The organism is Microbacterium oryzae, assembly GCF_030406385.1.
GTDB lineage: Bacteria > Actinomycetota > Actinomycetes > Actinomycetales > Microbacteriaceae > Microbacterium > Microbacterium oryzae_A.
In genome coordinates this window covers 94,987-114,321 of the sequence record NZ_JAUEPM010000001.1, presented here as the reverse complement: position 1 = coordinate 114,321, position 19,335 = coordinate 94,987, and the positions used below count along the sequence as shown (strand labels likewise).

The following is a 19,335-nucleotide window of genomic DNA, read 5'->3' as shown; positions in this document are numbered from 1 at the left end:
GCGGGCATGATCAGTCGATCCGCACAGCAGCCCGCGGTCGGCCGAACGGATCGACGAGGACGACCGCGGCCGCGCCCGCCGGGGCGACCGTGAACGACGCCGCCTCGCCGGTGACGGAGCGGTGGCGAGACGACTCCATGAGCGCTCCGGACGGGTCGGCGAGATACAGCACGGCCGTGAACGGGCTGCTGCCCGCGGCGGTGAGCGGGAGGCCCGTCACCGTGACGGCGGTGCCCGACGCATCCGGCGCCGAGGTGACGGCGGGCTCCGGACCGTCGACGTCGACCGAGATCGGCGCCGACAGCGGACCCCACGGGGAGATCACCGCGTCGGGCTGCGGCGCGGCGCTGGCGAGGTCCGGATCGACGACGATGTCCGCGCCCGGGACGGTCGTGCCCTCAGCGGCGAAGCGCACGGACGCGGCGAGCCGCACGCGCGCCCAGGTCGGGACGGGGATCCGCGCGGTGGCGGTGTGCGACCCGTCCGGATGCGCGGTCAGAGGGACCGTCGTGACCTGCGGCCAGTAGTGCGGATCGGTGCGGTCGATCGCCTCGACGAGCCGGGCCTCGATCACCCCCGGCAGCCGACGAAGGACCGAGGAGGGGACGCCCGACGTCGTCACGGTCACCGCCACCTCCCGGGCGGCGCCGTCCGCGATCACCTCGGCGGTGAGGCGCGGCAGGGGAGGGACGTCGGCGGTCGGGACGGCGAGGTACGTGGGCACGGCGGCGGCGACGTCGGCCTCGACGCCCTCGGCCTTCTTCCCGTACGCGTCGACGACGCCGGTGACGGGCACCGCGCGCACGAGCACGAGGTCGGTCGTGACGCTCGGGATGGCGAGCGCGCCGGTGGCGACGCCGCCGACGACCTCGGCGGTCGCCGCGAGCGTGAACCCCTTCCGAGGCGGGCGGGCGGCGGCGGCCAGGAGCGCCGCCGCGCGCGCCGGCCGCGAATCCGAGCGGAATCCGCTGGAGGCGAGGCCGACGGCGGCGCGGACCACCTGCTCGGGGGCGGTGTAGAAGCGGTAGAACGCGGCCCCCGGCGCGGCTCGCACACTCAGTCGCACCGCGACGTCGGGTGCCGGACCCGCGCGGCCCGTCATCACGAGCCGCGGCGAGACGGAGGGCACGGGAAGCGCCCGCGCGTCGGCCGCGTGGACATCGACGGCCGGGTTCGGCGCGGCCGAGGAGGTGCCCGCGGCATCCGTCACCCAGGCCTCGATGCGCACGACGCGATCCTGTCCGGGCACCGTCGGCGGCGCCGGATGGTCGTGCGTCACCGTCGCGTGGGCGGTCGTCACGTCCGGCGTCGCGAGGGGGATGTCCGCGCCGTCGATCCGCAGATGCACGGCGCCGAGTGGGAGCGCCCCGGGCGCCGTCGCCGGCGAGACAACCAGCTCGACGTGGATGGTCCCCGGTGACGCGGGTGCGGTGCCGGTCGCCGGAAGACGGACGAAGGTCGCGCGGAGCACGGGGGGAACCGGCGGAGCGGGCAGGGGCGGCTCGGCGACGACGCGTCCGGGCTCTCCCCAGCGTCCGATCCAGTCGCCGAGCTGCACCTCCCACTCCACGGTCCGCGCATCGGCGGGCGTGGCGACGGGCACGCGCCCGCGGAGCACCGGATCCGTCACGGGTGGCGCGCCAAGGGTCGTCGGCTGCGGCCATCCCGCCAGGAGGGGACGGGCGACGTCGTCAGACACGCGGTCGTGCATTGTGACGCGGTCGGGGCCGCCAGGGTCCGGAGGGATCTGCACGAACGAGACGGGGCCGAACGGCGCGACCCCGCGCAGGGCGACCCTCTGCTCCCGCGCGTCCGTGCGCTGGGGCGTGGCGTCGACCGGCTCCGCGAGCGTCCACGTGGCCGGGCCCGACAGCGCCGGGGAGGGGGCCGGAGGAAGCGCGGGGGATCCGTCGAGGGTGAGGGGCATCGGCAGCTGAACGAGGTCGACGACCCAGCGCGGCCGCAGCAGCCGGTTCCCGCCGCCGCCGCCGAACGGGTCGAAGGGGTCGTCGCGCCCGAAACGACCGGGCCGGTACTCGGGCGGTCGTGGGATGTCCGCGGCCCGCGCGCGCAGCTCGCCCAGCGCTCCGGGGACCTGCGACTCGTAGATCTCCTCGAGACCGGGTGCCGGACGGACGAAGACGGGCGCACGGAGGACGATCATCGGCACGAGCGCGACGGCCATCGCCGGCCCCCGGTTCCATCCGCGAGGGCTGTCGACGAACATCCCCTGCCGGGCGAGCCACCGCGCCACGCCGGGATCGGCCGCGGCCACGCCGAGCGCGGAGGCGACGGGATAGCGCAGCGCCTGCGCGCCGCCGACCTCCTGCACCACCTCGCCGCGGCGTCCCGCCAGGATGCCCTCGCCCGCCAGCCGGAGCCACCCCCGGATCGTGTCCTCCTCGTCCACCAGCCGGCTGACGCGGGCGACCTCGTCGTCGACGGTGTACTCCGGCCAGGGCTGACGCGGCGCGTAGGGCACCGGCCGGTCGGGGGCGGCGCGCAGCACCCTCTCTCGAGCTGGTTCGAGCGCGACGTTCAGCGGGGCGTAGGCGCCGCCCATCGCGTCTGCGGCGTCCGGGTCCAGCGCGGCGACGTCAAGGACTTCGCCAGCCCAGTCGCGCTCACGCGGGACGGAGCTCGCCCACACCTCGATGACGGTGCCGCGGCCGGTCACCCGGACCCGCGAGATGTCGCTCGCGGCGACAACGCACTCGCCCTGGTCGGGAGGCATGTCGCGGGCCGTGATCTCGATGTACTCGCCGTTCGAGGCCGTCCGCTCGGCGATGACGGCGATGCGCAGGCGGCCCTCGGCCTGGATGCCGAGCCATCCCGTCATCTGATCGGGCGCGCTGTCGACGGTGAGGAGCAGGTCGTGGTCCTCGTCGACGTGCCAGGGGCCGGCCGTGTCGCGATCCGAGCGCACCTCGCGGGATCCGGTGCCGTCGATCGGGGAGTCGCAGACGACGACCGGACCGGCGGGGAGGATCCCGGGCGGCGGGATGATGCGCCAGTGCACGCCCTCCGGGACGCGCTCGTCGCTCGGGATCGGCTGGCCATGGCGGATGAGCGCGGCCTCGGCGTACCCCTCATCGTGGCGGGCGAGGGAACTGCTCACGGTCGGCTCCTCCCCACGATCGCCGACGTCGCGAAGACCGGCGCGACGGGAACGGTGATCCGCATCCAGAATCCGGTGCTCCGGTCCGTCACCCGCACGCGCAGAGTGCGAGGCGCGGCCGGCACGATCGGCTCGGCCAGGAGCCAGAGCGCGCGGGTGCCCGTGCGGTCCCGGCGGCGGATGGGAAGCGGCACGGCGACGGAATCCGTGCGGGAGTACGCGGCCTCCTGGATGTCCATCCGGGCTCCGTTCTGTCGGACCAGCGGCTCGGACGCCTCCAGCAGCAGGCCGCGCAGGGCCCAGCGGCCGTCGGAGAGCTTCTCCCACAGCAGGCTGCTGCGACCTGGCGGGGGCGCGCCGGTCGCGCTCGGGTCGGGGATGCGCAGCGGCGGGAGCCCCAGCGCCGAGATCGCCGCCTCGAAGGCGTCGTCGTCCGCGCTCAGACCCTCGGCGAGGGGAGCCGCGGACGTCACCGGCAGATGCCCGGACGCCGCAGCCGCGGCGATCCTGCTCGCCGCGGTCGAGCGCGTGAAGCCGAGGGAGGCGACCAGCTCGGCGGGCCCCGCGAACGCGCTCGTGACGAACGTGATCCCGCGCAGCTGCGCGCTCGCCGCGGTCGCCCGCTTCCGCTTCGGAGGAAGCGCGACCGAGAGGTCGTAGGGCGTGCTCGGCTGCAGGACGTTCGGCCACGCCGTCTCCGCCTCCCGGGGCGGCAGTGGGCATCCGTACGCCGCGCTCGCCGCGGCGATCGGATCGGCGAACGGCAGCGCGAGCGCGCCGAAGAGCCCGATGATCTCCGGCTTGCGGTACAGCGGCGGGTCGGGGCGATCGGTCGGCTTGAGGAGCAGCCCGAGGTCCCGGCCGTAGGTGGCGGCGAGGGCGCGCACGTGCGGCGCGCGGAAACGAGCGGATGGCCGGTCCTTCGTGAAGACGAACCGCTCGTGGTCGGCGACCGAGTAGCCGATGAGGTAGCGGTCGAGGTACTCCACCTTGAACGTGTCGACCGTGAACGACACGAGCGGTCCGCTGCCGATCGAGCTCTTCCACACCGTGAGCGGCGCGATGCCGGCGGGCGGGACGGGCGCGGTGCGGAAAAACCACGTCGCCGTGCGGCCGGTGCCGTCCTCTCGCGTGGGCGGCTCTCCGGAGCCGTCGTCCGTGAGCCGGGTCCAGGCCAGGCCGACCGACAGGCGGTAGCGGGTGCCAGGCTTGAGGACCGTCCGCAGGGTGCTCACGTCCTTGCCGGGCGTCGCCTCCGTCGCGTCCGTGGCCGCGCTGCTCTTCCGGTCGTCGTCGGCCGCGGCCGCCGCGGCGGCATCCGCGGAGTTGCACGCGTACAGGCCGACGACATCGACGGATGCCGCCCAGGTCAGGGTCCACGAGACCGCGATGACGCGCCGGTCGGGCGGCAGCTCCAGGACGACGACGGCATCGGCGTCGGTCGCCTCGGGGGCGGGGGAGCGCTCCAGGCGGACGTCGGCGACCGCCTCGGTGCCGCCGTCCTCCGTGTGGACCGACGCGCGGAGGCTCCGGCGCAGTCCGTCGACGCCGGTCTGCGCCGAATAGCCGAGGAGGTGCACCGCGAGGATGAGGTCGCCGGCGTCGGCCGGCTCGTCGAGCAGGATCCGGTAGGTCGTCTCGCCGCCCTCGTAGGGCAGTGCCACCCGTCTCGGCGAGGGTGTGCGGAAGGCGCCGGCGAAGGTCTCCTCCTCGCCCGCTCCGCCCGCGGGCACCGTCACCGTCAGCGCCTCGGCATAGGCGACTGGACCCTCCGTCCAGTCCACGCTCGACTGCCCCCAGCTGGTCTCGCGCGCGGGCGCCTCGATGCGGAAGCCCACACCGCGCGCAAACGTGGAGAACGGGGAGAAGGCGGCGAGGCCATCCCGGCGCGGGACGTGCCAGGCTCCCGATGCGGAAGCGCGACGGGCGTCGATCCCGTACGTCCAGGCCCATCCGGCGGAGAACGCGAGACCGCACAGGCCGACCGCGCCGCGGTGGGCGTCGTCCGTTGCCGCATCCTCGCCTGCGTGGACGAACGGCAGCCAGCGGGCGCGTGTGAGCAGGGCGAGCTGGCGCGCTGACGAGACCGCGGCGGCGCCGGCGGGGAGGCCGAGGGCGGGCTGCCACGCCGACCGCGTCAGGTCGACGGCGGCGCCCGTCGCCGCACCGTTCTTGTCGACCGGCTCGAGAGTCACGGCGGTGAGATGCCACTCGAACGTCGTCGTGCCGGCGCCGCTCCTGCCTCCATTGATCGCGCCGTTCTCTCCGGGCACCCCGGCGACGGGGATCGGCGCGATCGGGAAGGTCAGGAGCGGGATGGTGTCCGTCCAGACGGTGGGCGCGGTCGACCAGCTCGCGGGGGCTGACGGGCCCGCCGGCGCCGGCTCGGCGGCGGGTGCTTCTGCGCCGAGGCTCTGCGGGAGCGGTCGTGCGTCGGGAAGCAGGTGCCCGAGGCCGTCGGCGAGGTCGACGCGCGGCCATGGCCAGTCCTCGGCGCGCGGGTCGATCGGGGCGGCGGCCGCCGGGTCGAGGGCGCCGAGCTCGATGCAGCCCTCGAGGGTGGTGAACCACAGGTCGACCTCCGCGCAGACCTTGAGGTGGAAGTCGAGGCGGCTGTCCGGCCCGATCTGCACCTGCAGCAGCGCGTCGACTCCCAGCGTGAAGGGGCCGATGCCGACCTCGCCCGACAGCCGGCCATCCGCCCAGACCATGACCGGCCGCGTCCCGATCGCCGCGATGAGGCTCGTGGAGACGCTCGCCCAGAGCACGCCCCGGACGCCGAACGTCTTCGAGAAGCCGACGCCCAGCGCGACCGCGAAGCCCTGTGGCGAGATGCTCTGCCCGGCGACCTGCGGGATGCCGTCGCCGCTGACCATGAGGAACGCCCAGCCCGTCGTCTCGAGTGGGGCGAGGTCCGGGAAGACCGTCGCCTGCAGCGGGCCGGGCGGGCGCGGGGGATGAACGCCGATCCCCTCATCGCTTCCCGCCCGGAGGTACCACGCGCCCGGGTCGCCGAAGGCGTACCGGGCGGCGATGGGGATGCGGACATCCACGACGAACGGGACCCGGTACCGTCCCTCGACGCCGACGAGCAGCTCGCTGCTCGTGGCCGACACCCCGCCGAGGAGCGACAGCCCGGTGCCCGGCTCGACGTCGGCGCCGCCGGCTTCGAGGGCGGCCATGCTCTGCCGCTCGGCCTGGAAGAGCTGCGCGTTGACGCCGAGGCGCAGGGCGAAGTCGGGCACGGTGAGGCCGAGCACGCCGAGTGCGTTGAAGGTGAGCCCGGCGTCCGGCACCGTCCCGATCACGACGCCGGCGCCGATCGTCACCTGGCCGTCGGCGACATCCAGCCCCGTCCACGGCTTCCAGGCACGCAGCTTCTTCAGCGGATCTGCGGGCTGACCGGGCCCAGGAGTCAGCGGGGTCATCGCGGCGTTCGCGCCGAAGGAGGCCGCGATCGAGTAGACGCCGAGTCCGGTGGGGCCGAGCGGAATCGCGGCGGGGAGGTCGAGCCCCATCCCGAACGCGTACTGCGTGACGCCGCCCGCCTTCCTCAGGGCGAACACGAGGAAGCCGCCGACGTTCAGCGGCACGAGCGTCCCCCAGAGGGAGACCGCGACCCCGTCGTTCCCCGCATCGCCGCCGAGCTCGAACCTCCCGCCGCCGACCACGACGCCGGGGAGGTCGAGCCGCGCGTCGAAGCCGCGGATGCCGAAGCTCGGCGATCCGCCGTCCCACGTGCCGCGCACGGTCGCGCCGGAGATCTTCACCGGCCCGAGGTCCAAGGCGAAGCGCAGGTCGACCTCGACCCAGGTCGATCCGCTGCCGGAGCGCGTCCCCACGATCTGGAGGACGTCCTTCGGGATGGCGGGCGTCGTGATCTCCCAGCCGCCGGGGTCGACCACCTCGCAGCGCGCCGTGCGGAAGTCGATGTCCAGTGCGCTCGCGGCCTCCGCGCCGCCGGTGAGCGCGCCGAGGTCGATCGTCGCGGCGATGCCCCGCCAGCGGACGCGCATCGGGCGATCGGCGTCCATCGAGATCTTCGCGATCCCGAGGTCCATCGTCGTGAAGCCGATGCCGCCGGAGACGTCGAGGGAGACCGCGAGCACCCCGGCCGCGGGCGCCGCCTGCAGGGTGACGCTGTTCAAGGCGTAGTCGCCGCGGGTCGCCACCGTGCTGCCGAGCGCGGATGCGGCGGCGTATAGGGCGGCGAGCGAGGCAGGTCCCATCGCGCCGAGCTGCGCGGCCATCGCCGGGCCGAGCACGAGCGTGACGCCGAGCGCGACGTCGCCGGGCGCGGTTCCCCCGCCCGACACCAGCCCGTCGGGCTGGTCGGACTGCGCCGTCACCGCGATGGTGACCTCGGACGGGGCTGCCGGAGGTCGCGTGAGGACCGCACGAACCGTGACCGCGCCCTGAACAACCGGGCCGGAGGGGCCGAGCGGACGGGACCCGGCCGGCAGCGTCAGCGCCACGTCGGCGATGAGCGGCACGAGGTCTGCCAGCGAGAAGTCGTCGGGGAGCTGGAACGTCAGCGTCCCGGACACGCGAGGGTCCGTACCCGTCGGCGGTACCGACACGGTGAGGCTGCGCGCGCCGCCGCCACCCGTGATCGCCGTGCGCAGCGGGAGTCCGCCGAGCAGCGGCACCGTGGCCGGCAGGACGAGGACCATCTCGGCGAGGTCCACGACGTCGTCCGCGATCGCGAAGGACACCGGCAGGGTCAGCCCGAACCCCGCCGGCAGCATGACACTTCGCGCTGACGGGGTGACGGCGAGGTGCTCGAGCGTGACCGAGGTGCCCGTCGGGGAGAGGTGAACGGCGAGCGCGCCCTGCAGTCTCAGGAGCAGGGGTGCGCCGGTCGCCGTGAAGACCTGCCGTGAGGTCGCTCCCGCGCCCTGATCCGTCACGGCCGCGACCGTGAGGCCGGGCATCAGCGCGTCGACCCCCGCGAGGGCGAGCGTGAGCTTCGCGCCATCGACGCCCTCTTGAGTCAGCGTCCACCTCAGCGCGGCGCCCGCGGGCAGTGCGGCGCCGAGAGCGATGGGGAGCGCCACGTTGGTGGTGCCGATGCCGGACGCCGGCAGGGGCCCGACGGGGGAGGGTGTCGGATCGAGGCCCTCCAGCAGTGCCGCGACGGGCGCCGGGATGACGACGCCCTCCAGGACGCCGAAGTCCTTGAGCAACGAGAACAAGGCCATGTCTGCATCCCGAAGACGTGGAGCGTGCAGTTCAGAGGAGGAAGCCGCCGAAGGCGGCTCTGCGGACCGCCGGTCGGCGCATCTCGCACGTCTCCCAGGGGGCCTGCCGGCCGTCCCGAACCGCACGTGCGGCCCGGATGGCGCTCATGATCCACCCGGCGAGGCGGCTCCGCAAGAGGGGCGGGTGCCCGCTCCGGCCCGGCTGGACGCGGCAGGGGCGCGGGCGTATCGTCACGGCCAGACACCGATGTCGATCGAGGGTGCCCGTGCTCCTGGTGCTGATCTGCGCCGCGCTGCTCGTCGTCGCCGTGGTGCTGACGGCCGTGTGGTGGCGGGAGCCGTTCATCGATCCACCACTCGCCCCCGTCGGCAGCCGCGCCGACGGACTGCGCGTCTACGCGCGGTGGGCGCTGATGCTCACCATCGTCGGGATCACGTCCGGCGTCCTCGTGGTCGGCGCCGGCGGACGACTCGTGATGCGCCTGCTCGCCGTCGCCTCGCCCGAGGCGTCCGGCAGGATCACCGAAGCCCAGGCCACCGTCGGCGAGATCACCGTGGAAGGCACCCTCGGCTACCTGCTCTTCGGCGCACTGCCCGCCGCCCTCGTGTCCACGGCGCTGTATCTGCTCGTCGCGCACTGGATTCCGCGTGGCGCGCTGGCGGGGCCGGTGCTCGCCGGCGTCTGCCTCGTCATCGTCGGCACCACCGTCGACCCGCTGCGCGCGGAGAACATCGACTTCGCCATCCTCGACCCCGACTGGCTCGGGCTGGTGCTGTTCGCCCTGCTCGCCGTGCTGCAGGGTGCGTTCGTCGCGGCTGTCGCCGCGCGGCTCAGCCGCAGTCTGCCGCCGATGTCGAAGAGGAATCTGCCGGCGACGGCCGTGCCGTTCCTGCTCGCCGTCGCGTACGTCCCGCTCGGCATCCTCCTGGCGCTCGGCGCCGTCATCGCGGTGCTCTTCCCCCGGGCGCTGCCGACGGTCGGCGCCGCGCGCGCCTCAGGCGATGGCGTCGTGCTCGGCCGCGCGCTGCTCGTGCTGGCCGTCGTGATCTTCCTACCGCAGTTCGTCGTCTCTGTCGTGGCCATCCTCGACGGGCCGTGAAGTGGGTCGTGCTTCCGCGGCGAGACGCCGGCGGATGCCTCGCACGGAATGCGCGGCCACGGCGAGGCGGCGGCCGCCGTACCTCACCCCGCCGCGGAGGCGCAGCAGGATCGCGATCCAGCTCGCGGTGCCGCGCTCGACGAGCCACAGCGGAACCCACACGACGCTGGACGCGGGGAAGACCGCTCGTCCGCCATCTCGGCGCCGGCCGCGCTCGGCGACGGCCATCAGCACCGCGGCCAGCGCGAGCAGCGCGCCAGGCCGGCGCCGCAGGCAGAAGAGGATGGGCAGGATGGCCGCCTCCAGCGCGAGGCGCCAGGGCTGCGCAAAGCTGTCGTACGCCTGACGGACGCGCTGCGAGAGGAAATGACGAGCGGATGGCGGGCGCCGAGCCACGAGGATGTCGCGCCGCGACATGACGCGCCCGCCCGCTGCCCGCACGGTGCGCTCGAGCTCGAGGTTCTCGAAGAGCACGTCGGCGTCATACCCGCCCGTCGCCTCGATCGTCGTGCGGCGCACGCCGTACGTGCCGGGGTAGTCGGATCCGAGGCCGCGGTTCAGCAGCGTGCGCGCGGTGTCCCAGCGTGCGTGCCAGGGGAGAGGGGCGAAGTGATTCTGCGGCTTGACGAGGTCGGCGACGGCCAGCTCCGCCACAACGGTCTCCAGCGACTCGCGGTCGTACCGCACGTCATCGTCGGCGATCACGATCGCCTCGTGCCGGGCCATCCCGACGCCGGTGAGGACGCCGCGCACCTTGCCATTGGCACCCGCGGCCACCGTGACCGGGACATGGCGCACGAGGCCTCGCCAGGCGTGGGCATGCGCGGCGAAGCAGTCGGGATCGGAACCGTCGACGACGGTCACGTCGACCCACTCCCGCAACCGCCGGAGGTAGGCGGTCAGCTCCTCGAGACCCTCGTCGGAACTCCAGCGCAGCGGCAGGATGTACTCTGCCGCGATCGGGACGACGTGCGCTGCCTCCGAGACGTCAGTCATCCGTGCGGAAGCCGGCGGCCTTGTGCGTGCCGTCGCAGAAGGGCTTGATCGTCGAGAGCCCGCACCGGCACAGCGCGACGGTGCGGCGATGACGTGGAATCGGCTCCCCCTCCGCGGTGACGAGGTCGACGTCCCCGCAGCAGGAGCGGGCCATCCGGGTACGGCGTCAGTGTGGGGCGCGGCTCAGGCATCATCGGCGCCCTTCCGCAGCGAAGACTGCCCGTGCGTCCAGGCGTCGAGGATGTGCCGGCCCACCCATCCGTCGACGGTGAGGCACGCCGCCGCGCCGAACATGACGTCGGGCAGCAGATCGGGGCGGTCCTCGGCGAGGGCGCCCGCGAGGTCGCGGCCGGCGATCTGCTCGTGCACCGCGTCCGCTTCCACGTGCTCGTCGAAGTAGTCGGTCACGTCGTCGCCGAAGCCGAGACGGCGCAGCCCGTCTGCGTACATGCGGCTCGGAATCGAGGAGGTCATCTCGAACGCGGCGAGGTGACCCACGATCGCGCCGACGAGGCGGCGATTGAGCCCGAACATCGACATCATGTTGTGCGAGGCGAGGGTGATCGCCGGGATGTCGTCGATGTAGGTGCCGTAGGTGTCGTCGAGCCCGGCGCCGCGCAGGGCCGCGGCGAAGATCTCGGCGTGGACGCGATCGGGGCGACCGCCGCCGTACTCGTCGGCCTGGATCTCGACGAGTGCGGCCTTGGGGCGCCCCTGCAGACGTGGGATGGCCCAGGAGTGCGGGTCCGCCTCGCGCAGCGTGTACACCGTGCGCTGGATGAAGAACTCGCGCGCCTGGTCGAGCGTCGCCTTCTTCGCCATGTACCGCGACAGGCTGGGCCCCGAGTCCGCGCCGGTGAGCGCGAACAGCGATCGGGAGACCGCATCCGCAGTCGGATCGGGAAGATCCGGGGCAGGGACGGCCATCCGCAACTCGTGTTCGAAGCGCTCCTCGAGGATCCGGCGCGTGGCGATCAGCTCGGGGTCCCACTCGAGGTCCGGGTCGAACGCGTCGATCGAGCCGTACGAGGAGGCATACAGGGCGAACAGCGCGAGCTGCACGTCGTCGTCGCGGATGACGTCGGCGGCTCCTGCTACCGCCCGCCGCGCGAGCTCGCCGTGCGCGGCGCCCTCGCCTCCGGCGGGGCCGGTGAGCCGACGCAGCACCGCGTCGCTCAGCGGCCCGCGGGCGGCGAAGGGGAGCCGATCGGTGTCACGGCCTTCCAGGGTCTGCGACACGAGGGTCTCCGATTGCATGGCCCCAGTCTCCGACGAAGGAGCGGCTGTCCGCCATCCCTCGACCACGCCGGCGTCGGCCTCTAGACTGCCCGGCTCTCGGGGAGCCTTCTCGTCGTCTCCCTATGCGCGCAGCAGGAGCTTGCCGATGACCGCACCCGAGGCCATCCGTCGGTGCGCCTCCGGCGCGTCTGCGAGGGGGAGCACCGTGTCGATGACCGGTCGGACGCGGCCGTCGAGGACGAACGGCCACACGGCCTCGCGCACCGCGGCGACGATCGCGGCCTTCTCGGCGAGGGGGCGCGCGCGGAGCGTGGTGCCGCTGATCGTCGCGCGCTTGCGCATGAGCAGTCCGAAGGGGAGCTGCGCGGAGGGGCCGCTCGCCGACGCGATCACGGCGAGATGCCCGTTGGGTGCGAGCGCGGTGAGGTTGCGCTCGAGGTAGTCGGCGCCGACGACGTCGAGGATGGCGTCCACGCCGACGCCGTCGGTCTCCTCGTGGACCCGTTCGACGAAGTCCTCGGTGCGGTAGTCGATGACGACGTCGGCGCCGAACTCGCGCGTGGCCGCCGTCTTGCGATCGCCGCCTGCGGTGGCGATCACGCGCACGCCCAGCGCCTTCGCCCAGAGGACCGCGTGGGAGCCCATCCCGCCGGTGCCGCCGTGGACGAGAAGCGTCTGCCCGGGACGCAGGCCGGCGATGAGGCCGAGGTTCGAGTACACCGTGCAGGCGGCCTCAGGCAGGGCGGCCGCGGAGACCAGGTCGAGGTCGTCGGGCACGGGGAGGAGCTGCGACGCGGGAGCCACGGCGAGCGTGGCGTACCCGCCGCCCGCGAGGAGCGCGGCGACGCGGTCGCCGACCTTCCACTCCGTGACGTCGTCGCCGAGGGCGCTGATGACGCCCGAGACCTCCAGGCCGGGCAGCTCCGAGGTGCCGGGAGGCGGCGGGTAGTGACCCTGCCGCTGCAGGAGATCGGCGTTGTTGACACCGGCGGCCGCCACTTCGATGAGCACCTCGCCGTGCCCTGGAACGGGGTTCGGCATCTCGGTCAGGGTGAGGACGTCCTCGTCGCCGGGACGGCTGATGGTGATGGCCCGCATAGCTGCGACGCTACACCGGGATCGAGGGCCGCGATCGGCACCGCTGAGCCGAGTGCCTCGATCTGATGCCACGCTGGTAGGACTGCAAGACCCGACGAAGAGATCGGATGGCCGGTGCCGATTTACCTAGCCCTGTTGCTGTTCGCGGGTGCGATCCTGCTCATCTCCGCCTTCTCCTCCGCGCTGCAGCGCAAGGGTCTGCCCGGGCCGCTTCTCGCTCTCGCGTTCGGCGTGTTCGTGGGGCCGCACGCGCTCGGGGTGCTGAGCGCGGATGTGCTCGGGATCCCGACGATGACTCTGCTCGAGGAGGCGGCCCGACTCACCCTCGCGATCGGTCTGTCGGGAGTGGCGCTGCGCTTGCCGCACGGCTACTGGCGACAGCACGTGCGGTGGGTGGCTGTCATGATCGGCATCGGCATGCTGGTCATGCTCGCCGTTGCCGCCGGCGTGCTCTGGGCTCTGCTCGGCCTGCCCCTCGTGACGGCGCTGCTCCTCGGCGCGATCATCACGCCCACAGACCCGATCGTGACCACGCCGATCGTGACGGGGTCCCTCGCCGAGAAGAACATCCCCGATCGGGTGCGATTCAACGTCTCCTCGGAGAGCGGCATCAACGACGGGCTCGGCTACCTCTTCGTCTTCCTGCCCATCCTGCTCATGACGAAACCCGACACGGCGTGGTCGGAGCTGCTGACCACCGTGCTCCTGCGCGAGGTGCTCGGAGCCGCGGTGCTGGGCGTCGGCGCCGGGTATCTCCTCGGTCACCTCTACCGGTTCGCCCGCTCGCGCGGCCTGATGGAGGAGAGCTCGTATCTGGGATTCATCATCCCGCTGGCGCTCGTCGTGCTCGGGTCCGGGCGGCTGCTCGGCGTCGATGCGCTGCTGGCGGTCTTCCTGGCCGCGGCGGTCTTCGGTCAGGTCATTCCGCAGGGCGACGAGGAGCATCAGGACAGGATGGACGACACGGTGAACCGCTTCTTCATCCTGCCGATCTTCATGCTGCTGGGTCTGGCGCTGCCCATCGGGCATTGGGTGGAGCTCGGATGGCTGCCGGCTGTCGCGCTGCTGCTGGCGCTCGTCCTCCGCCGAGTGGTGGCGCTGTGGACGCTGCGCCCGCTGCTCCGCTCCGAGCACAGCAGGGTGGAGACGGCCTTCCTGAGCTGGTTCGGGCCGATCGGGGTGTCTGCGCTGTTCTACGCCACGCTCGCTCACCACGAGACGGGTGACCCCGACGTGTTCGGCTATGTGACGATGGCCATCACGATCTCCGTGGTCCTGCACGGCGTCACCTCGGCTCCGTTCAGCTATGTGCTGCATCGGCGCGAGCAGCAGCGAGCAGAGAGAGCCTGACCCCGTCAGCGACGAAAGGTGATCATCATGCGGTTCGCTTCCTGGTCCGCCACCCTCCGGATCCTCGCGGTGGGGTCCGCGGCGTATGCGTCCGTCATGGCTCTGCTGCCGCCCGTCGTCGCGTGGATAGCGCTGCGCAGGAGCTGGCTCACGGTGTCGGGGGTCCGTCGAGCCGTGAGCGGCAGCGGCGACCGCTCGGCGCTCGACGACGTGCCGGGAGCCGGTCGCTCGTGAATCAGAGCGAACACCGTCCATCCGACCGAGTCGAAGCCGCCGAGGCGCTGTCGCGTCGACTCGACAAGCCGATGAGCCTGCTCGGCGTCGTGTTCCTCTTCGTCGTGCTCGGGCAGGTCGTGGTCGGGGAGGGCAGATGGAGCATCATCTTCGCCACCCTCGGCTGGGTCTTCTGGGTGGTCTTCGTGGCCGAGTTCCTGCTGCGCGCGTACATCGCGGGCTTCGGGCGTGCGTTCTGGAAGCGCAACTGGTGGCAGGTGATCTTCCTCCTCGTGCCGTTCCTCCGCTTCCTGCGTGCGCTGCAGGCCGTTCGGGCTCTCCGCGCGGCGAGAGTTGCGCGACTGGGCGGCATCCTCTCTGCCGGCGTGCGCGGGTCGCGCTCCTCTGCACGCCTCCTCTCCAACCGCATCGGTTGGGTCGTCGCGCTCACCGCGGTGGTCGTGCTCGCCGCCAGCCAGCTGCTGTACGCGTTCGGATCACACGCGCGGTACTCAGACGCCCTCTACGAGGCCGCCCTCGCCACGATCACCGGCGGTGGGATCACCACGGACGATCCCTTCTCGCGGGTGCTGCACGTGGCGCTGTCGGTGTACTCGGTGGCAGTGTTCGCGACACTGGCCGGGTCGCTCGGAGCGTACTTCCTGCGTGGTGATTCGTCGCGATCCGCCCGGGAGGAGTGAGCGCGCCGCCCGGGGCCCGCTCCCGACTACCGACCATCGCCGAGGCCGGTTCGTCAAGGGCTCGCGCTGCGGTGGCCGCTGGTCGCACGATCAGACCATGACCTCCGATGAGCAGCAGCCAGGGACCGGCCCCGAAGACGCAGACGACATCGTCGAGCACGTGGTCGAGGACGTGCGGGACGAGATCCGGCACGGGCAGGTGACGGACGACGTCAGTCTCGTGCTGGACGAGCGCCTGCACGAGGTGGGCGTCGACCTGCGCCCGGAGCGGGTGGACGACCTCGCCGAGGACATCGAGAACGACGTGTCCCTGTAGGGCGCTCCGGCCCGCGCACCCGCTGCCGCCGGCCGTCCAGACGCTCAGGCCGCGATGCTCTCGCGCCGCGCGAGCCGCTCGATGACTCCGCGGTACTCCGTGAGCATCCGTTCACGTGAGAGCGCGGGTCGCGCCGCGAGGGCGGCATGTCGCAGCGAGGCACGGTCCTCCAGCACCGCGCCCCATGCGGCGGCGATGTCCTGCGCGGAGCGGGTGGTCACGACCCCGAAGCCGGCGACCTCGCGCGCGGAGTCACCCACGTCCGTGGTCACGGGGGTGGCGCCGCTCGCCGCTCCCTCGAGCAGGCACAGCGGCGACGCCTCTCCGAAGGCGCTGGTGAGTGCGACGATGTCGGCGAGCCGATGGATGGCGGGCATGTCATCGCGGATGCCGAGGGCGTGCACGCGAGCGGGATCGACGCCGGCGTCGGCGAGCAGCGCGGCGAATGCGGGGTTCTCCTTCGTCATGCCGGCTCCGCACATGACGAAGTGGGTATCGGAGCGGACGGCGCTGTGCAGCGCGGCCGCCTGCAGGAAGAGGCGCGGATCCTTCATGGGGTCGAAGCGCGCGGCCAGCAGGACGATCGGCGCGTCGAGGGGGATCCCGAGATGGCGGCGGGTGTGGTCGGTCTCCTCCAGCCCGCCCGGGGTGAAGCGGGCCACGTCGACGCCGTTGGCGACGATGTGGCGCTCCACCGAGACCGGCAGGTGACGGGCGTACGCGTCGTCGGTGGACACCGCACACGCGATGGTCGCCCCGAGGATGCCCGCGCGGCCCGCGTCGGTGAGCCACCCGAGCGCCGGGCCGGAGTGTTCGGGGTCGGAACGGTGCAGGCACGCGGCCACGGGAACCGCAGGCAGGAGGCCGTGGTCGCGGAGCGCGAGCAGCAGGCCCAGCGGCTGCTCCTTGAGGGAGAGCACGACGTCGGCGGCTGCGATGGCGTCGGCGGCGCGGCGCAGGTCGAGCTCGGTGAAGCTCGCCGGGTCGAAGGGGTCGCTTCCCGCCGTGCCGCTCAGCGCCACGGTCTCCACGCCCGCACGTGCGAGACGGCGGTGACGCGCGTCCTCGTCGAGGTGCTGCTCGGTGCCCTCGCGGCGGGCGCGGGACGACAGCGACAGCACGGTGTGGGTCTGCGAGACGCCGTCGTGGAGGCCCGCGACGACGTCGGTGTGCAGGACGCGAGCGCCGCCGGCGAAGAAGCCCTCGTAGAGGGAGAGCACTCGAAGGGTCATCGGGCGCCTTTCAGGACGGGGTCGAGAGCGGATGGCGTGGGCGCCGTCTGTCCATGTTCTGCGCGAGGGCGTGGGATGTCGGCGGACGCGGGGCGAGCGGATGGTGAACGTCTGGTTTCGAGAGCGAGCGGCGTCGGCCTCGTGGAGCAGAGGAGAAAGATTAGCAATCGGCTGTACTGCGCCGAGATGGCTGGACGGCGGGTGGCGAGTAAGCGGCCTGCGCGGCCGATCGAGGCGGATTGTCTTCGAAACTTGTTGCATGCACATCCGAAGAGCAGTACGATAGAGGCATGTCGAAGGAGACAGATCCTCTCATCGAGGTCCTGCAAGCGCTCAAGAGCGCGGTGGCAGACCTCGACGTCGCGGGTCTCGCTCCAGGTGAGCTCGCGGAGCTCACCGATGTGCTTGCGTCGATCCGCCGGGTCTCGGAGGCGGGGTTCGCCCCCGTCGCGGGCGAGATCAGTCGACAGTCGCGGCGGGAGCTGGGGAGGGACTCCTACTCCCGCAAGCGCGGGTTCACCTCCCCGGCCGCGTTGATCTCCGCTGCCACGGGGGTCGAGCACCGCGGACGCAGCCCGGATGATGAAGGTCGGAGAGGCGACTGCGCCGCGGCGGAGCCTCGTGGGGGAGGAGCTGCCCGCGAAGCACCCCCACGTCGCGAAGGCGGTGAAGGCGGGGGTGTTGAGCGTAGCCGCGGCGGAGGGGATCGTGAGTCTGCTCGACCGGGTCGTCGTTCGCGCGGGAGACGCCGCGTGCGACGAGATGGAAGCGCTTCTCGCCGAACGGGCGCCCGGTCTGACCAGCGACGAGCTGCGCCGGCTGCTGCTCGATGCGGAGGCGCGGCTCGATCCGGATGGAGAGGAACCGCGCGAGCACGAGCGGCGGGACCGCCGGATGCTGGCGTTCCGCACCGAGCGTGACGGATCGATCTCCCTCACCGGCCGATTCGATCCGGAGACCGCCGCCCCGATCGTGACCGCGATCGACGGCATCGTCACCCGCATCATGCGTCGAAACGAGCACCAGGACGACCCGGCGAGGAAGGACAGCCGAACCCGCATGCAGATGCAGGCCGACATCCTCGCCGACATCGCCCGCCATGCGCTCGGGTGCCGAGCGGTCCCCACCAAGCCGATCACGACGATGGTGGTCCGGATGGACTACGGCACTTTCCGGGCTGCCCTCGATGAGAACGCCGACGCTCAGGGCGCGAGGGAGAATGCAGCTCCGGCGGGGACGGCGCGGATCGACGGGATCGAGCAGTCGATCACCGCCCGAGCCGTGAGACGGATGGCCGTGGATGCGCAGATCATCCCGTGCGTCCTCGGCGGGGACAGCGAAGTGCTCGACCTCGGACATGAGGAGCGCCTGTTCACGAAGAAGCAGAAGCTCGCCCTCGTCGAACGAGACGGCGGATGCGCGTTCTGCGGAGCGCCTCCAGGACACACGATCGTGCACCACATCGACTGGTGGTCCCGCGGCGGAAGCACCGACCTCGACAACGGGATCCTCCTGTGCGTGGCCTGCCATCACCGCATCCATGACGACGGGTGGGAGATCCGCATCGACGGAGCCGGCAGAAACGCGGTGCCCTGGTTCATTCCCCCGCCCTGGCTGGACCACGCCCGCGCACCCCGCCGCGGCGGCCCCACCCGCTACCGCCTGGTCGCCTGACGCGGCCCTGGCCATCCGGCTCGGCAACCGGAAGACTGAGCCGATGCAGCTGCCCGTCATGCCCCCCGTCGCCCCGATGCTCGCCAAGGCGGTCTCCGAGATTCCCGACCTCGGGCACACCGAGCCGAAGTGGGACGGATTCCGCACCATCGTCTTCCGCGACGGCGACGAGGTGGTGCTGGGCAGCCGCAACGAGCGCCCGATGACGCGCTACTTCCCCGAACTCATCGAGGCGATCAAGGCGAGCACCCCGGCCCGCTGCGTGGTCGACGGCGAGATCATCGTCGCATCCGACGGACAGCTCGACTTCGAGGCGCTGCAGCAGCGGATCCACCCAGCAGCGAGTCGCGTGAACCTCCTCGCCGAACAGACACCCGCATCGTTCGTCGGGTTCGACCTCCTCGCCGAGGGCGACGTCGATCTCATGCCGCGCCCCTTCCGCGAGCGGCGCGAACGCCTCACCGCGGCGCTCGGCAGCGCCTCGGACCAGGTCTTCCTGACGCCGGCGACGGGAGACGTGGCAGAGGCACGCGAGTGGTTCCACGCCTTCGAAGGCGCAGGGCTCGACGGGGTCGTCGCCAAGCGCCTCGACGACCCCTACCAGCCCAACAAGCGCGCGATGTTCAAGATCAAGCACGAGCGGACGGCCGACTGCGTGGTCGCGGGATTCCGCTGGCACAAGTCCGGCGACGTGGTCGGCTCGCTCCTCCTCGGGCTGTACGACGACACCGGGCGGCTGCAGCACGTCGGCGTCACCGCGTCGTTCTCCATGGCGCGCCGACGCGAGCTGCTCGACGAGCTGGCGCCGTACCGTCAGGACGAGTCCGACGAGCATCCGTGGGGCGGCGGCGCCGGCAACGGCGGCCAGCTGCCCGGCGCGGGCAGCCGCTGGAACGCGGCGAAGGACCTCTCCTTCGTGCCGCTGCGTCCCGAGCTCGTCGTCGAGGTCGCGTACGACCACATGGAAGGCGACCGGTTCCGGCACATCCCGAGCTTCCGCCGCTGGCGCTCCGACCGCGATCCGCGCTCGTGCACCTTCGCCCAGCTCGAGCAGCCGCGCACCGCCACGCTGACGGATGTCCTCCGCCGCGGCTGAC

The 19,335-nt window shown here is 72.6% G+C and carries 14 protein-coding genes; 7 read left to right on the top strand and 7 right to left on the bottom strand.

The window, feature by feature from the left end; translation table 11 throughout:
* Window positions 1–10: 10 nt before the first annotated feature.
* Window positions 11–3,118, bottom strand: a complete 3,108-nt coding sequence (locus QWJ90_RS00580) for a hypothetical protein (protein ID WP_290105643.1) — start codon at window positions 3,116–3,118, stop codon at window positions 11–13.
* A complete protein-coding gene (locus tag QWJ90_RS00575) occupies window positions 3,115–8,319 on the bottom strand; it encodes a hypothetical protein (RefSeq protein ID WP_290105642.1) in 5,205 nt (1,734 codons plus the stop codon). Before QWJ90_RS00575 ends, QWJ90_RS00580 begins: the two co-directional genes overlap by 4 nt.
* Before the next feature lie 266 nt (window positions 8,320–8,585).
* Here QWJ90_RS00575 and QWJ90_RS00570 point away from each other — a divergent pair, with 266 nt between their 5' ends.
* Window positions 8,586–9,419: a hypothetical protein gene (locus QWJ90_RS00570; RefSeq protein WP_290105640.1), complete on the top strand. Its 834-nt coding sequence runs from the start codon at window positions 8,586–8,588 to the stop codon at window positions 9,417–9,419.
* Here QWJ90_RS00570 and QWJ90_RS00565 read toward each other — a convergent pair.
* The 4 genes from QWJ90_RS00565 to QWJ90_RS00550 all read right to left on the bottom strand — a co-directional run bounded on the left by QWJ90_RS00565 (window position 9,372) and on the right by QWJ90_RS00550 (window position 12,752).
* Window positions 9,372–10,415 (bottom strand): glycosyltransferase, encoded by a 1,044-nt coding sequence (locus QWJ90_RS00565; protein ID WP_290105639.1) that lies wholly within the window; start codon window positions 10,413–10,415, stop codon window positions 9,372–9,374. The genes QWJ90_RS00570 and QWJ90_RS00565 overlap by 48 nt on opposite strands.
* Complete coding sequence (locus QWJ90_RS00560; protein ID WP_290105637.1) at window positions 10,408–10,569, bottom strand: CDGSH iron-sulfur domain-containing protein; 162 nt, start codon at window positions 10,567–10,569, stop codon at window positions 10,408–10,410. The genes QWJ90_RS00565 and QWJ90_RS00560 overlap by 8 nt, the downstream gene beginning before the upstream one ends.
* A 29-nt stretch (window positions 10,570–10,598) precedes the next feature.
* On the bottom strand, window positions 10,599–11,672 hold the full coding sequence (locus tag QWJ90_RS00555) for an iron-containing redox enzyme family protein (RefSeq protein WP_290105635.1): 1,074 nt from the start codon (window positions 11,670–11,672) through the stop codon (window positions 10,599–10,601).
* Between the two features lie 102 nt (window positions 11,673–11,774).
* Complete coding sequence (locus tag QWJ90_RS00550; RefSeq protein WP_290105634.1) at window positions 11,775–12,752, bottom strand: NAD(P)H-quinone oxidoreductase; 978 nt, start codon at window positions 12,750–12,752, stop codon at window positions 11,775–11,777.
* A gap of 114 nt (window positions 12,753–12,866) precedes the next feature.
* On the opposite strand from QWJ90_RS00550, the gene QWJ90_RS00545 reads away from it, so the two are divergent.
* The 4 genes from QWJ90_RS00545 (at window position 12,867) to QWJ90_RS00530 (ending at window position 15,332) form a co-directional block, all read left to right on the top strand.
* Entirely contained in the window at window positions 12,867–14,102 is a 1,236-nt protein-coding gene (locus QWJ90_RS00545; protein ID WP_290105632.1) for a cation:proton antiporter domain-containing protein, read from the top strand.
* A gap of 27 nt (window positions 14,103–14,129) precedes the next feature.
* Window positions 14,130–14,336: a hypothetical protein gene (locus tag QWJ90_RS00540; RefSeq protein WP_290105630.1), complete on the top strand. Its 207-nt coding sequence runs from the start codon at window positions 14,130–14,132 to the stop codon at window positions 14,334–14,336.
* Complete coding sequence (locus tag QWJ90_RS00535; RefSeq protein ID WP_290105629.1) at window positions 14,333–15,016, top strand: hypothetical protein; 684 nt, start codon at window positions 14,333–14,335, stop codon at window positions 15,014–15,016. Before QWJ90_RS00540 ends, QWJ90_RS00535 begins: the two co-directional genes overlap by 4 nt.
* 97 nt (window positions 15,017–15,113) lie before the next feature.
* Entirely contained in the window at window positions 15,114–15,332 is a 219-nt protein-coding gene (locus QWJ90_RS00530) for a hypothetical protein (RefSeq protein ID WP_290105628.1), read from the top strand.
* A 44-nt stretch (window positions 15,333–15,376) separates the two neighbouring features.
* Here the strand turns inward: QWJ90_RS00530 and QWJ90_RS00525 are convergent, their stop codons facing one another.
* Window positions 15,377–16,564, bottom strand: coding sequence for a glycosyltransferase (locus QWJ90_RS00525; protein ID WP_290105627.1), 1,188 nt, complete (start codon window positions 16,562–16,564; stop codon window positions 15,377–15,379).
* A gap of 579 nt (window positions 16,565–17,143) precedes the next feature.
* Here QWJ90_RS00525 and QWJ90_RS00520 point away from each other — a divergent pair.
* Both QWJ90_RS00520 and QWJ90_RS00515 read left to right on the top strand, forming a co-directional pair.
* Window positions 17,144–18,238, top strand: coding sequence for an HNH endonuclease (locus QWJ90_RS00520; RefSeq protein ID WP_290105625.1), 1,095 nt, complete (start codon window positions 17,144–17,146; stop codon window positions 18,236–18,238).
* A 43-nt stretch (window positions 18,239–18,281) separates the two neighbouring features.
* Window positions 18,282–19,334: an ATP-dependent DNA ligase gene (locus tag QWJ90_RS00515; protein ID WP_290105623.1), complete on the top strand. Its 1,053-nt coding sequence runs from the start codon at window positions 18,282–18,284 to the stop codon at window positions 19,332–19,334.
* Window position 19,335 lies beyond the last annotated feature (1 nt).